7 protein-coding genes are annotated in these 14,931 nt (G+C 57.8%); 2 read left to right on the forward strand and 5 right to left on the reverse strand.

The window, feature by feature from the left end; all coding sequences use genetic code 11:
- Window positions 1-149 precede the first annotated feature (149 nt).
- The gene (dnaE, locus tag CC94_RS0109525; protein WP_005369281.1) at window positions 150-3,632 is read left to right on the forward strand and encodes a DNA polymerase III subunit alpha; all 3,483 of its coding nucleotides are present in this window, start codon (window positions 150-152) and stop codon (window positions 3,630-3,632) included.
- A gap of 189 nt (window positions 3,633-3,821) precedes the next feature.
- Window positions 3,822-4,208, forward strand: a complete 387-nt coding sequence (locus CC94_RS0109530; protein ID WP_005369283.1) for a DUF488 domain-containing protein — start codon at window positions 3,822-3,824, stop codon at window positions 4,206-4,208.
- A gap of 106 nt (window positions 4,209-4,314) precedes the next feature.
- On the opposite strand, the gene CC94_RS0109535 is transcribed toward CC94_RS0109530, so the two are convergent.
- The 5 genes from CC94_RS0109535 to CC94_RS0109555 all read right to left on the reverse strand — a co-directional run bounded on the left by CC94_RS0109535 (window position 4,315) and on the right by CC94_RS0109555 (window position 14,679).
- Window positions 4,315-7,260, reverse strand: coding sequence for a chemotaxis protein CheB (locus tag CC94_RS0109535; protein WP_005369285.1), 2,946 nt, complete (start codon window positions 7,258-7,260; stop codon window positions 4,315-4,317).
- 672 nt (window positions 7,261-7,932) lie between these two features.
- Window positions 7,933-10,902, reverse strand: coding sequence for a malto-oligosyltrehalose synthase (gene treY / locus CC94_RS0109540; protein ID WP_031430629.1), 2,970 nt, complete (start codon window positions 10,900-10,902; stop codon window positions 7,933-7,935).
- On the reverse strand, window positions 10,856-12,742 hold the full coding sequence (treZ, locus tag CC94_RS0109545; protein ID WP_036303876.1) for a malto-oligosyltrehalose trehalohydrolase: 1,887 nt from the start codon (window positions 12,740-12,742) through the stop codon (window positions 10,856-10,858). The genes treY and treZ overlap by 47 nt, the downstream gene beginning before the upstream one ends.
- A 6-nt stretch (window positions 12,743-12,748) precedes the next feature.
- Window positions 12,749-13,993, reverse strand: coding sequence for a glycosyltransferase (locus CC94_RS0109550; RefSeq protein ID WP_031430632.1), 1,245 nt, complete (start codon window positions 13,991-13,993; stop codon window positions 12,749-12,751).
- Window positions 13,990-14,679: a DUF5752 family protein gene (locus CC94_RS0109555; RefSeq protein WP_005369295.1), complete on the reverse strand. Its 690-nt coding sequence runs from the start codon at window positions 14,677-14,679 to the stop codon at window positions 13,990-13,992. The genes CC94_RS0109550 and CC94_RS0109555 overlap by 4 nt, the downstream gene beginning before the upstream one ends.
- Window positions 14,680-14,931: the final 252 nt, after the last annotated feature.

Genomic DNA, 14,931 nt, shown 5'->3' on the forward strand with positions numbered 1-14,931 from the left:
CGGCCAAACCGATCTTTTCCACTATGAAAATAGCCGTAGGGCGGATTCGCCGAAGGCAATCCGCCATTTTGAAGCCTGTGCACATTCCCGGCGGATTGCCTTCGGCGAATCCGCCCTACTTTTATCCGCAGCGGTAAGAAGTAGCATCCATGCAACCCAAATTCATCCATCTCAGACTGCACAGCGAGTTTTCGCTGGTCGACGGCATCGTCAAAATCAAACCGCTGGTCAAGCGCCTCGCCGAATTGAACATGCCGGCGGCGGCGGTGACCGATCACGTGAACCTGTTCGCGCTGGTCAAATTCTACAAGGCCGCGATGGGCCAGGGCATCAAGCCGGTCGCAGGCGCGGACGTGCTGATCTTCAATCCGGACGAGCCGGCCAACCCCTATCGCCTGACGCTGCTGGTCAAAAACCGGCAGGGCTATACCACCCTGACCGAACTGATTTCGAAGGCCTATCAGGAAGGCCAGCATCAGGGCGTGCCGATGCTCAAATACGAATGGATCGAGGCGAACCACAGCGGACTGATCGCGCTGTCCGGCGCGATGGCCGGCGATGTCGGCCGCGCGCTGACCGGCGAACGCAAGGAGGATGCGAAACGCCAGGCGCTGTATTGGGCAAACCTGTTTCCGGACAGCTTCTATCTGGAACTGCAGCGCGTCGGCAAGCCCGGCGAAGAGCACTACATCGCGGCCGCGCTCGATTTGGCGGCCGAGGCGGGCCTTCCGGTCGTCGCCACGAACGACGTGCGCTTTTTGCATCGGAAAGACTTCGACGCGCACGAGGTCCGCGTCTGCATCAACCAGGGCCGCGTGCTCGACGACAGCCGGCGGCCGAAAGACTATACCAATCAGCAGTATCTGCGCAGTCCCGAAGAAATGTGCGAGCTGTTCGCGGACATTCCGGAGGCGCTCGAAAACACGGTCGAAATCGCCAAACGCTGCAACATCACGCTGACGCTGGGCAAAAACTTCCTGCCCGACTATCCGGTGCCGGAAGGGATGACGATCGGCGACGTGATGGCCGAAGAATCGCGCAAGGGCCTCGAAGAACGCCTGCGCCAGCATCCGCCGTTCGGCAGCGGCGCCGAGGAAGAAAACCGCAAGGTCTACTACGACCGGCTCGAAACCGAGCTGCGCGTGATCACCCAGATGGGCTTCCCCGGCTATTTCATGATCGTCGCGGACTTCATCCAGTGGGCGAAGAACCACCGGATTCCGGTCGGTCCGGGCCGGGGCTCGGGCGCGGGCTCGCTGGTCGCCTATGTATTGAAGATCACCGACCTCGACCCGATCGAATTCGACCTGCTCTTCGAACGATTCCTGAACCCCGAGCGGATCTCGATGCCCGACTTCGACGTCGACTTCTGCATGGACCGGCGCGACGAAGTGATCGACTATGTAGCCGAGCATTACGGCCGCGACCAAGTCTCGCAAATCATCACCTACGGTTCGATGGCCGCGAAAGCGGTGACCCGCGACGTCGGCCGGGTGCTTGGCTTCTCGTACGGCTTCGTCGACCAGCTCGCCAAACTGATTCCGTTCGAACTCGGCATGACGCTGGACAAGGCGCTGCAGGACAGCCACGACCTTCGGCAGCGCTACGAGAACGAGGAAGAAGTCCGCACGCTGCTCGACATGGCGCGCGCGCTCGAAGGCATGGCCCGGAACGCCGGCAAGCACGCGGGCGGGGTGGTAATCTCGCCGACCAAGCTGACCGATTTCACGCCGCTGTACTGCGAGCAGGGCGGCGGCAACCTGGTCACCCAGTTCGACAAGGACGACGTCGAGGCGGTCGGTTTGGTCAAGTTCGACTTTCTGGGGCTGCGCACGCTGACGATCATCGACTGGGCGCTGCAAACGATCAACCGCAAGAAGGCCGAACGTGGGGAAACCCCGGTCGACATCGCCGCGATTCCGCGCGACGATCCGGCCTCTTACGAGATTTTGAAGACCGCGCAGACCACCGCGGTGTTCCAGCTCGAATCGCGCGGGATGAAGGAGCTGATCAAAAAGCTGAAGCCGGACTGCTTCGACGACATCATCGCGCTGGTCGCGCTGTTCCGACCGGGCCCGCTCGAATCGGGCATGGTTGACGATTACATCAACGTCAAGCACGGTGCGAAGGCCGAATACGCGCACCCAATTCTGGTTCCGATCTTGAAACCGACCAACGGCGTCATTCTGTACCAGGAGCAGGTGATGCAGATCGCCCGGGAAATGGGCGGCTACACGCTCGGCGGCGCGGACATGCTGCGCCGCGCGATGGGCAAGAAAAAGCCCGAGGAAATGGCCAAGCAGCGCGAGATATTCACCACGGGCGCGGTCGCGAACAACATCGACGAAGGCATCGCGACCTACATCTTCGACCTGATGGAGAAGTTCGCCGGCTACGGTTTCAACAAGTCGCACTCGGCAGCCTACGCGCTGGTCGCCTACCAGACCGCTTGGCTGAAGGCGCATTATCCGGCCGAATTCATGGCCGCGGTGTTGTCGGCCGATATGGACAACACCGACAAGGTCGTCGTGCTGATCGAAGAATGCCGAAGGATGAAGCTGCCGATCGCGCCGCCGTCGATCAACGATTCGAACTTCCATTTTACGGTAAACAGGACCGGTAAGATCGTGTACGGCCTCGGCGCCCTCAAGGGTGTCGGCGAAAACGCGATCGAGGACATGATCCGGGAGCGTGAGGAAAACGGCCCTTACAAAGACCTTTACGATCTCTGCAAGCGCGTTGATTTGCGCAAGGTCAACCGGCGCGTGCTCGAAGCTCTGATCCGCGCCGGCGCGTTCGACGTATTCGACCCGAACCGGGCCGCGCATCTGGCCGAACTCCCGACCGTGCTGAAAGTCGCCGAACAGCACGGCAAAATGGCCGAAACCGGCCAGAACGACCTGTTCGGCCTGCAGGAAGCCGGCCCCGAAGAAGACTCGATCGCCGCCTATTCGACTTACGTCGAGCCCTGGCCCGAGCAGGAGCGCCTGAACGCCGAAAAGCAGACCCTCGGCCTGTTCCTGACCGGCCATCCGATCGCGCAATACGAGGCCGAAATCGGCCAGTTTACGCACGGCAGTCTGAACAAGCTGAAATCGGACATGGAACGCAGCAAGGGCAAGATGGAAGCGCGCGTCGCGGGACTTGTCGTCGAAATCCGCACCCGCCAGTCTAAAAACGGCAAGACGATGGGGTTTGCGCTGCTGGACGACCGCACCGACCGGCTGGAAGTCGCGGTGTATCCGGAAATCTACGAGCGGCACCGCGACATCTTCACTCGCGACGTGCTCTTGGTCGCCGAAGGCGCGCTCGCGATGGACGATTTCACCGGCGCCCCGCGCCTGACCGCCGAAAAACTCTACAGCATCGACCAGGCCCGCAACGCGTTCGCGCGCGGCGTGCAGTTGATCTGGAACGCCGGCGTCAACGGCAATTCGCTGGCCGAAGAATTGAGCCCGGCGCTGGAGCCCTTCAAAGGCGGCGCCTGTCCGGTACTGATTCAATACCGCTCGGAGCAGGCGCAGGCGACCGTCAGGCTGGGGGATGAGTGGCGGGTGTTTGCGACCGAAGAGCTATTGTTACGGTTGAAGCGGCAGTTGGGAAGCGAAGCCGTGGAGATTAAATACCGGTAGCCTCGATTTCACTTTGTTATATCGAGGCTACTTAACGCTTGATGCGGACAACAAGCCGGTAAGGCGGAACGCGACAGCGGTTCCGCCGTAAGATGGCGGATCGCCTGCCGGCATCCGCCCTACATTTACGACATCGTTTCTATATCAATGTCCTAGGGATGGTTTTTTCAATGATACGAGGAGAAACAAATGGCGATAAAAATCGTAAGATTAGGCAGTTCCCGCCAAGATCGGGAAGGTCTGCGCATCGGTACGGTCAGACATCCGCCCAGAGGCGTCAGAAAGGAAGATTACACGGCGAAGAATATCTACGATGTGTGGTTTCCGAATCTGTCTCCAAGCGAGGCGGTGCTCAAGGAGTTTCTCGCGACGGACGACGAAAAGTCCTGGAAAACTTTCAAGCGAAAATTCCTGGCCGAAATGAAGGAGCCGGGAGCGAGCAAGGACCTGGACCTGCTCGCCGCGCTTTCCCATCATACGAACCTGTCGGTCGGTTGTTATTGCGAGGATGAAAGCCGCTGCCATCGTTCGCTATTGAAAGAACTGCTTCTGAAACGGGGCGCCGAAGTTGAATAAGAAGGCATTTACGGTTTCCTGAAACCGCACAGTTCATTCAACCGTAAACCGAAAAATATAAAAGTCCGCTCGGCATCAACTACAGGGCGAAACCTTCTGCGGTTTGTCAGGGATTGATTTCCATCGACAGCAGGATCATCTGCGGCATGGCGATTTTGCCCGTTATGCGGCTGGCGTTGATTTTTATCCTGCGTTGGCCAACGCCGGGGATGTCCGCTATTATCCCATAGCCGTCAATCGGCTGATCATTCCGTAAAACATTTTCCAGCAGCTTGCGAAGTTCGGGAAGAGCCGTGAAGCCAATGTTCAATTGATCTATCGGATGGCCTACCACTTCTTCCGGGGTAATCTCGAATGCGCTATAAAACGACTGGCTGGCCGACATTATCTGGAATGACTCGTTGAGGACGGCGAGAGGCTTGCGTATGGTATTGACGAGGCTTTCGGCGCGTACCACTGCATCTTGTTCCACTATTGCCTTGCGCGAAGTAATGTCGGTAAAAGTCATTACCACGCCGTCGATGATGTTGTCCAGCGTGCGGTAGGGCTGGATTCGCACCATCATCCAGGTATTGTCGCCGATGTAAAGTTCGCGCTCGTAAGGGATCAGTGTCTCGAGTACGGCTTGCGCCGCGTGGTGGAGGTCGTCGCCGTTGATGACCGATTTGATGTCGTTCAAAGGCCGTCCCACGTCCGAAGGCACCAGCCGGTAAATCCGCACCGCTTCGCGGGTGAAGCGCCGGATGATCAGATTCCGGTCGAGAAAAATAATCCCGACATTGATGTTGTCCAGCAGGTTTTTCATGTCGTTCTGCATGCCGGCCAACTGCTCGATTTTGGCTTGAAGCTCCGAGTTGACGGTGACCAGCTCTTCGTTGACCGACTGCAATTCTTCCTTCGAGGTTTCCAGTTCCTCGTTGGTCGACTGCAATTCCTCGTTGGTCGATTGCATTTCTTCGTTGGCGGATTTGAGTTCCTCGTTGGACGCCTGTTGTTCTTCGATACTGGCGCGATAGCTGGTCTTCAATTGTTCCAGCTCGCGCTCCAGCTCTTCGATGCGCCCCTGTTCACCGGGTTTGGCGGCGCGTTTGCGTACCGGTTTGACGAGATCGACGGCGACATCCTCAAAGCTGATCAGCAGCAGATTCTGGCTGGCGTCGGGATTGGCAATAGGGCGAACCGACAGGTTGATCGGGGAGAAGCCGCCGTTGGTCCTGACCTGGATTTGCCGGTTCAAAATCTGTATTCTCTCGCTGGCGGCTATGTGGAGCGCGGTGCGCAGCTCCATCCCCAATCCCTCGCGGGCCATTTCGATGATGTTGTGCGAAGGTTGGCCGGGCGCCGGACGTAAATATTTGCCGGTTTCGCCGTGAATGAACAGAATGTCGCCTTTATGGTCGGTGATCACCGAAACGGGCGCAAAAAACTGCACCAGTATGCGCCGTGTCAGCTCGGCAATATTGAGTTCCCTGATCGTCTTCATGCTTTCTTCGGGTGTTTTTGTAACGGCTCCCAGTCCCCAGGATATCCCTTGCGCCATCATGGTCCGGGCGGAGGTGATGGAATGCACGGCGCGATAGAGCTTCCACTTGCGGTTCAGTACTTTGAAGAGTTCGTGATGATTGCCGATGCTTTCCGAAGGCGACAGAAACAGTGCGCCATCCGGCTTGAGCGCATAATGAAATGCCGGTATCAGCTTGTCCTGAAGTTCCGGTTTCAGATAAATCAACAGATTGCGGCAGCACAACAGGTCGAGTTTGGTGAACGGCGGATCCTTGATTACGTTTTGCACCGCGAACACGATCATTTCCCGGATCTCCTTTTTGACACGGTAACCGTTGTCTTCTCTTAGGAAGAAGCGGCGCAGCCGTTCCGGCGTGACATCCTGCGCGATGTTGGGTGGATAAAGTCCGGTGCGGGCGATTGCAATCGCATCCTCGTCCAGGTCGGTGCTGTAAATCTGCACCTTGAGCTCTTTCTGGAGCTTGTCCATCATTTCGCGCAAGATAATCGCAATCGAGTAGGCTTCCTCGCCGGTAGCGCACCCGGCGACCCAGACCCGGAAGAAAGCGCCTTCCGGTTTATCCTTGCACAACTGCGGAAGTATGGTTTCTTCCAGCGTCGCAAACGCTTCGGGATCGCGGAAAAAACTGGTCACATTGATCAACAGTTCCTTGAACAGAGTGTGGACTTCGTCCGGTTTTTCCTTGAGGTAGCGGATATAGGTATCGGTATCTTTAATGTCGTTCTGCAGCATGCAGCGCTCGATACGGCGGCCGATCGTGCTTTCCTTGTACAACGAGAAGTCGTGGCCGGTAATCGAGCGGAGCAGCAGCAGAATACGCATCATTCCGCTTTCCGTTTTGGGACGCGAGGCCGGTTCGCCTTTGGCAGCGGCTTTCTCGGTCCCGGCGATCCGGATTTTTCCGGGCTCGGCGATCAGCGCATCGGGCATTTTATCGACAGGCAATACCCGCGTCGCATAACCGGCCTGGATCACGCTGGACGGCATGCCGTCGTAACGCGCCGTGGCCGGCTCCTGTACATAGGTCACGCCGCCTGCGCCCAGTATCGCGCGGCATCCTAAGGTGCCGTCGGTGCCCGTGCCGGAAAAAATGATCCCGACCGCGTTTTCTTTCTGGTCTTCGGCCAGCGAACGCAGAAAGGCGTCGACCGGCAAGCGCTTCCCGCGCGGTACATTGGGGACGCTGAGCTGGATTTTTCCGTGAAAAATTTCCATGTCCCGGTTGGGTGGAATCACATATACCTCGTCGGAGGCGACCGGCATTTGGTCCTGTACTTCGACGACCGGCATGCGGGTGGAGCGCTGCAGGATTTCGGTCAGCAGGCTGGCGTGGCTCGGGTCGAGATGCGGCACTAGCACAAAGGCGATACCGCTGTCGGCCGGCATGTGCTGGAAGAATTCCTCGAAAGCCTCCAGGCCGCCGGCGGAGGCGCCGATCCCGACAACTTTGAAAGGAACGGCTTTATCTTCGGAAGGTCGGGAAGGAGAATCCGAGGAATTGTTGGAGGAAGATGGAGGTTTTTTCACGATGACTTTTTGGTCGTATTTGAGTTTTCATCCCGCAGGATGACGCAGTGAGTTTTTCGGCATTGAGCAAAAACCAGATCAATCGTTCCCTCGATCTATACCGGACGGAAGCTTTCCGTTTTCCCGAATACCAGATATCAATATTGATCCATGGCCTATGGGCTGTCAAAAAATATCTTTCGGGAAAATGAGGTGCCGTGCGGGGTGGCCCAATGCCGTTAAGATACGCCGGGGGCAAGGTTATTCATGGAATACAAAGCTGGCTTTGTTATTCGGTTTCGTCACTTGCAAAGCCAGCTTTGCAACACCTCGAAGCCAGAGCATTTTCATGTCGCGTGTAGTAAGGCCCTCACCTTCTGAAGGGTGCCATGCCGTTAAGTCCAGCCAGCCCCGTAGGGTACGCTCGACTGTAGGGATGCAGGAGTTAGGGCAACGCATGGAGCAGTTGCCGAATGCGTACCCTCTCATGTCGAAAGGTATGCACAGCGTACCCTACGGGTGCAGTCGTCTGGCAGTCCCTGACCGGGGCAGGCTCTGCCGGAATGACGTGTTTTCCTTACGAAGGCCATATACCCCAAGTGAAAATGCTCTAGACTTAGCGGTATTGCGGGGTGATCGATTCCTTTTGCCGAAGCGCGCCGATGGCTTTCGGCTCAAGGCCGATGTTCGGTTTTATGGCGCCGATTCGGGAGGCGTCGACATAATCGCAAACGGAAACAGGCCGAAAGAGGAGGGCAGGCAAAGTTGAAGCTGATCCTCGGCCCTTACGGTGCTGGCCCGGCATTGGCCGAACAGATCCCGGTATTCTTCGGGCGCCGCCGGCGGCAGTTCCAGCCGGGTGCCGTTCCAGAAACCGCCCGGCGGCTCGGCCTTGTCGATATATAAAGCGGCGATCAGGCGGGGAACCACGATAATGACGAAATGGTTCCGGTCTTTTCTGGCGAACGCCAAGAGATGCTCGGCGCCGCTGCCCTGGATATTGATTTTCAAGTAGTCGCCGGTCTGGAACAGCGCGGCATGGCGCAGCCGGAAACGTAGCGTCTGCATTACGACAAACAGCTTGATGCGCCCGTCTTCCATCGAAGCGAGCAGGGAACGCAGCAGTTGAAGGCGGTTCTGGTCGGGTTTGGCCAGCATCGCTTCCAGTCGCTCCATCGCCTGATGGCGCCGGTCGAAGTCGGGAGGGCGCCGGTTGTCGGGATCGACCAGCGTAAATTGCCAGAGTTCGCAGCCCTGGTAAATGTCGGGCATGCCGGGCGAGGTCAACTGCAGCACCGTTTGCGCGAGCGCGTTCAACAGGCCGGGCGTTCGAATCCGTTTTTCGAATTCGGTAAATTCCCGTAAAAACATCGGATTGGTGTTGGTGTCCAGGCAGCGGCAGACGAACGCGTCGACGGCCTGTTCGTACTCCTCGTTCGGGTCGATCCAGGACGTGTAAAGTTTCGCTTCGCGGACCGCCTTGATCATATAGGCCCGGATGCGTTCCCGGTAATCCTTCAGCGTGGTCTCGTCCATCGGCGTCAGCGGCCAGGTTCCGATCAGCACTTGATAGAACAGATATTCGTCGTCCCAGACGATCGCGGTCCGGCCCGCCTTCGATTTGGGCCGTTTGGTCAATTTTCGCCAGCGCAGCACGACTTCCTGCCATTGCTGCGGTATCTCGCTCAGCACATTGATCCGGGCGCGCGCGTCGGCGCTGTGCTTGCTGTCGTGCGTGGACAGCGACAGCATGCTGTGCGGCCATTTCTTGAGCCGTTCCTGGTTGAAATAATGGAAGGCATTCACCGAATAGCCCAGATGGCCGGGATCGCCGCCCACTTCATTCACCGAAATGAGCCGGTTGTAACGGTAGCAGGCGGTATCCTCATAGCCTTTCGCCATCACCGGCGCGGTGTATTGCTGCAGCTTCATCGCGAACTTGAGCCGCTCTCTCTCCGAAACCGGCGAATGCTGTTCCAGGAGCAGGATGTTCCGGATGAACTCGAACACGGTCTTGTCGGCGGCGCGGCTGCGCTGCCTGGCCTGTTCGACGGCCCAGTTGATGTATTGGCTGTCTTTTTTGCCGATGCTGTTGCCGTTGATATAGGTCCGGTAGACCGGAAAGCAGGCGACCACTTCCGATAAGGCTTCGCGCAGGGCGTTCAGCGTGTAATCGCGGGTTTTCGGGTTCGCATTGGCGATTTTACCGAGCTGGTTGGCAAGCACGCTCAATTCGCCCCCCATCAGCGTCGTCATCACCCGTTTTTTGGACTGATAGACCAGTTCGCCGAAATCCTGGCGTTTCCTGGCGAAACGGCCGTAACAGCGCGTCAGTTGGGCTTCCGCATTGCCGTCGATGAAAACGCCGTTGACGATATTGGCGAACTCGTAGCCGGTGGTGCCGTGAATCGGCCAGTCGCTGGACAGGTATTCGTAATTGGCGACGATTTTTTCGGCCACGACATAAACCGGGGGCATGTCTTTCGGTTCGGCTTCGATATTCGAGAGGATGGCCGCCATCTTTTTGTTCAGGCGTTCGTAATAGGCGACCGGATCGTACAGCCCGTCCGCATGATCGATCCGGAGTCCCTGAATCTTGCCTTGCCCGAGCTGGGACAGAATCAATTGATGGGTCGTGTCGAACACTTTTTCGTCTTCGATGCGCAACCCGGCCAGGTCGTTGATATCGAAGAACCGGCGGTAATTGATTTCGTCCCCGGCGACGCGCCAGTAAGCCAGGCGGTAAACCTGCTTTTCCAGGAGCGCGTGCATTTCGCCGTTCTCGCCGCCGCTCCGGTTGATTTCCGCCACGCGGTCGGCGATGAAGCGCAGGATCGGCGGATTGTCCGCGCAGAGCCGGGCGAGGTGTTTCTTGAAAACTTCCTTGTCCCGCCGGCGTTCTTCTTTTTTTTCTTCCGTGGTTTCGGTGCGCAGCGGCAGTTTGCTGAAACTGTTGTCGAGGGTCTGGTATTCCGGAAATACCGGATCGTCCGGCGCGAAAGCCTTCGTCAACTGCGCGTGCTGCGAGTTCAGGATCAGCGGATAGGTCTGCGGATCGACCGGAAAACGGTGCTGGAAATAGTAAATGCCGAATTCGCCGAGGGTGGCGTCAAACTCCAGCGTCAGTTGCCGCTGTTCCAGGATCTCGCCGTACAGGCCGCCGAGCACCGGAATCAGCAGCTTGTTCTGCAGCGCCTGGTTGACGGGATGCCACTCGATGTCGAAAAAGTCGGCATAGCCGGAAGCCTGGCCGTTCTCCAGTACGTCCTGCCACCAGAGATTGTCGCTGCCCATCACGCCCATGTGATTCGGCACGATGTCGGCGATCAGGCCCATGCCGTGGCGCTGCAGTTCGGCGACGAAACGGTCGAACGCTTCGGTGCTGCCGATTTCCGGGTTGATTGCGCCGTGGTCGACGATATCGTAGCCGTGTGTGCTTCCCGGACGGGCCTTCAGGTAAGGCGACACGTAACAATGGCTGATGCCGAGGCGGCGTAAATACGGCACCAGCCGGGTCGCTTTCGCGAACGTGAAGCCTTTATTCAATTGCAGGCGGTAAGTCGATACCGGAATCGCCGCTTTTGGGCGCCGGAGTGCGGTTTCGCTGGGTTGTTCCTCACTTTCGCGGGGAAGCGGATAGCCGGCTGTCGACTCGATCATCATCAGGTTCCTCCAGGCAGAACAGGACCGACCACGGCGGTAATTTTCCTTGCCGCAACGTTTCCTGCGGCTCGCCGGCACTGGCGTACAACACCCTGCCGGCGGCAGGGCATTCCGCATTTGCCTCGATAGCGCCCAGGTTGGCGGTCAACGTCAGTATCGCGCCGCCGTTCAACTGCCACTGCACCTGAAGAGAGCGGTCGGCGATCAGCCGGTAGCGGGCCTGTTTTCCGGTGACGCCGTGCAGCCTCGGGATGATTTCGCGCTTGCGGATGCGCAGCAATTCCCGGTGAAAATCCAGCCATTGCCGGTGCGGCAGCCGCGTGATTTCTTCCCAGTGCAGAATCGCCGACTGATAGGTTGGCAGCGCATTCGGCGGCGGCAGGGCGCCGGGCGCCGTTTCGCCTTCGAACTCCGGAAAATCGGCAAACTCCTGCCGCCGCCCTGCCGCCACTTGCCGGCCGAGTTCCTCCGGAAAATCGATAAAATAAGGGAAAGGCCGAGTGCAGGCCCATTCCTCGCCCATGAACAGCAGCGGGAGCGAGGGCGCCAGCAAAACGATCGCGGTTGCCGCGCGCACGGCTTCGGCCGGGCAGAGTTCGGTGATCCGCCCGCCTAGCGGCCGGTTGCCGATCTGGTCATGATTCTGCAGGAAGGAGATGAAGGCGGTGAGCGGCAGGTCCGGGCTGGGCGCGCCGCGCGGTTGCCCGGCCCGGTAGGGCGAGGCTTCCCCCTGGTAGGCGAAGCCTTGCGTCAGGCACCGGCCCAGCAGATGTATCGTCCGGTCACGGTAGTCCCGGTAGAATCCGAAGGTTTCCCCGGTCAACAGCACGTGCAGGACATGATGCAGGTCGTCGTTCCACTGGGCATCGAAATAATGCCGCGGGCTGTTCTTGCCACGCCTTAGATAATGGCCGGCATTGTTGTCGTTTTCCAGGATCAGGTAGACATGGCGGTCGTAGCCCGGCCCCTGGCGGACCGCGTCGGCCAGTTCCTCCAGAAAGTGGGGTTGCCGGTGATCGAAAATGTTGTGCGCGGCATCGAAACGCAGGCCGTCGAAATGGTATTCTTCGAGCCAATATAGGGCATTGTGGATAAAGTATTGGCGCACCCAGTGGCTTTGCCCGAAATTGATCGCATCGCCCCAGGCGGTATCATGGTCCGGGGTAAAAAACTCCGGCGCGTAAAGGCGGAGATAATTCCCTTCCGGCCCGAAATGGTTATAAACCACATCGTTGAAAATCATCAGGCCTTTCGCGTGCGCGGCATCGACCAGCTCTTTCAGCTCGTCGGGCGTTCCGTAGCAGCCCGCCGGCGCGAACGGCAGCACCCCGTCATAGCCCCAGTTGCGCCGGCCGAAAAAATCGGCGACCGGCATCAGCTGAATCGCGGTGACGCCCAGATCGGCCAGATAATCCAGCTGTTTCCTGACGCCGGCAAAATTGCCTTCCCCGGAAAAAGCCCCGACATGCAGCTCGTAGAACACCGCGCTTTCCCAGGTTCGCCCCTGCCAGTGGTGGTCCTGCCATTGCCAAGCCGCGGGATCGATTACCTGGCTCGAACCGTGCACGTCCTGAGGCTGATAGCGGGAGGCGGGATCCGGCACATGATGCTTGCCGTCGATCAGGTACTGGTAATAAAACCCGGTACCGGCCAGTTCGGTGGTAATGCCGTACCAGCCTTCGTCTTCGGCGGCCATGTGCAGCCTGACTTCGGGGGCATCGCCTTGCAGGCATAACTCGACTTTATCCGCTCCGGGCGCCCACAGGCGGAAGTTCACCCGGCCGTCGTCGAGCAACCGGGTTCCGAAAGGCATCAGATGCGATCTTTTTGTTCCCGCCATGCGTCGTTATCCACTCACTTCGATCCGGTCGTTCGCATGATGCTGCAGTGCAACCATCAAGGTCAGGTGTTCGCGCAACTGGCGGGTCAGGAGAAAGTTTTCGCGCACGAACGCTTTGCCTTTAATCCCCATTTCTTCCATTTTCTGCCTTTGATTCAACAGATAGCGGATCCGCAAGGAGGCGCCTTCAGGGGTATTGACCAGAAACCCGGTATGGAAGTTGATCACCTGCAGGCGAATGCCGCCGGTATCGCCGCCGATCACCGGTTTGCCTTTCCAAAGCGCCTCGGTCACCGTCAGGCCGAAACCTTCCTTGGTGGATTTTTGCAGCACGATATCGGCGAGCCGCTGCAACGCATTGATCGTCCGGTGCGCGTCGGGCGGGAGCAGCAGAATCTTGATGTCGGGGTCATCGCCGGCCGCGAAGCGCACCTCGTTCAGGACGGCTTCGCCTTCCGGGTCGTCGGTGGCGCTCCCGCCGGCCAGCACCATTTGCAGGTTCGGGATATAGCACTTGGCCATCTTGTACGCTTCGATCACCCCGACCGGGTCTTTGAAGCGGTCGAAGCGCGAAACCTGGACGATCATCGGCGCGTCCGGATCGATGCCGAAATACCCGCGGACCGAATCCAGTTCTTCCTGCGGCAAGTCGATATTCTTGTCGCTCAACGGGTCGATGCTCGGCGAAATGATGTAAGACGGGTGCGGCATCGGCTGGACGAACTGCGGCAGGGAAAAGATGCTCGCGTCGTAGCCGCGCACGAACTGTTCGACGAAACGCCAGGGGCGCCGGTACGGATGGCTGGCATCGATGTGGCAGCGCCAGATCCATTTGCCTTTCCGTTCCTTGCAATATTGCAGCAGCGCCGCCGGTTGCGGGTCGTGGATAAACACGAAATCCGCCTCTTCGAGAATGGGCCGCAATTGATTCGCATTCTGTTCGTTGACTTCGCGGAAATGGTTCAATTGCGTTTCGGGTATGCCGATCTGGTTGCCCTGGATCGCATTGTGCAGGCTCTTGGTGCATTGATAAAACTCGCTGTCTCCGGTAATGACTTCCCAGCGCGCGTCGATCCCCAGTTCCCGGGCCAGCGGCACCATTTTTTCCAGGATTTCGGCGACGCCGCCGCCGACGCGGGTGGAGTTGACGTGAACCATCGTCTTGCCCCGCAGCGGTCTGGTCAACTGCTGCAAATGGCGGATCACGTCCTCGCCGGCCACCGCGGCATAGGATTCCAGCATCGAGGTCATGACACGGTCTCCGTAAAATAGTGTTGAAAAGTGGCGGCCAGTTGTTGGCGTAATTGGGTCAAAGTGACGAAATACGGATCGATCTTCGATAATTGGTCGATCAAAGGCTGGTAAGTCCCTCCGAAAAAGCCCAGCCATTGACGGAAGTCATCGATATTGCTTTCGGTACGGCGGCGCGAGTCGATGAAATGATAAAAAATGCTGTTGGTCGACAGGAGAGGAATCACTCCCACCATCTCTTGCGGCGCGGCCACAGAGGTGCGCGACTCGAATACGACGATCTGCGAGCGGATGAATTGGAAGCGTTGCGAGGCTTGCGACCATTGCAGATATTCGCTTTCTTCGAGACGGTCGTCGATGTACTCCAGCAAGCGGTAGCGCAGGTCTTCGGGATTATTGTAAAAGGTGGGGTCGAGAACGGCCAATTGCTCGGCCAGTTTCGCATCGTGCAGGCTGTGGCGTACCCAGCTTGCAAAATCGTTGATATATTCCGCTTCTTCAAAGTGAGGCAACAACAGATTGCCCCAGAAATGGTAATAAAGACTGTCCGGACTCAGTGTTTCGATATGGTCGCGGAGTTCTTTCAAGGTCGCCGCGCGTTTGTGAGTGGCAATCGCGATCAATGCGCAATCTTTAAAGACAAACCGCGGAATATCGGTTTGAGTTGGGTCATTTACCGCATTCATCAGGATTGACTCCCCCGGTAATCGCACAAAATGGGGCACCGGTGTTTTTCCGAAACATGAGATTTATCCGTTTGCTGAAACTTGTTAACAAACAGGGTTGTTTATGTTTTAAAATAATGTCCAATGTCTAGATTTTTATTTATAACTCATTGGTTGTAAATGGTTTTTGTTTTAAGTAATTTATTAGAGGCAAGGGCTGTTATTCGAGTTCCAATTTTATTGGAATGTTAAATTAGGCATATCAATTAACAA

Origin of the sequence: Methylomicrobium agile (genome assembly GCF_000733855.1) — a bacterium.
Taxonomy (GTDB): Bacteria; Pseudomonadota; Gammaproteobacteria; order Methylococcales; family Methylomonadaceae; genus Methylomicrobium; species Methylomicrobium agile.

What these genes read in the sequence shown, in the direction of transcription:
- dnaE (WP_005369281.1), top strand. Translation starts at nt 150, where the DNA reads ATGCAACCCAAATTCATCCATCTCAGACTGCACAGCGAGTTTTCGCTG.
- CC94_RS0109530 (WP_005369283.1), top strand. Translation starts at nt 3,822, where the DNA reads ATGGCGATAAAAATCGTAAGATTAGGCAGTTCCCGCCAAGATCGGGAA.
- treY (WP_031430629.1), bottom strand. Translation starts at nt 10,902, where the DNA reads ATGATGATCGAGTCGACAGCCGGCTATCCGCTTCCCCGCGAAAGTGAG.
- treZ (WP_036303876.1), bottom strand. Translation starts at nt 12,742, where the DNA reads ATGGCGGGAACAAAAAGATCGCATCTGATGCCTTTCGGAACCCGGTTG.
- CC94_RS0109550 (WP_031430632.1), bottom strand. Translation starts at nt 13,993, where the DNA reads ATGACCTCGATGCTGGAATCCTATGCCGCGGTGGCCGGCGAGGACGTG.
- CC94_RS0109555 (WP_005369295.1), bottom strand. Translation starts at nt 14,679, where the DNA reads ATGAATGCGGTAAATGACCCAACTCAAACCGATATTCCGCGGTTTGTC.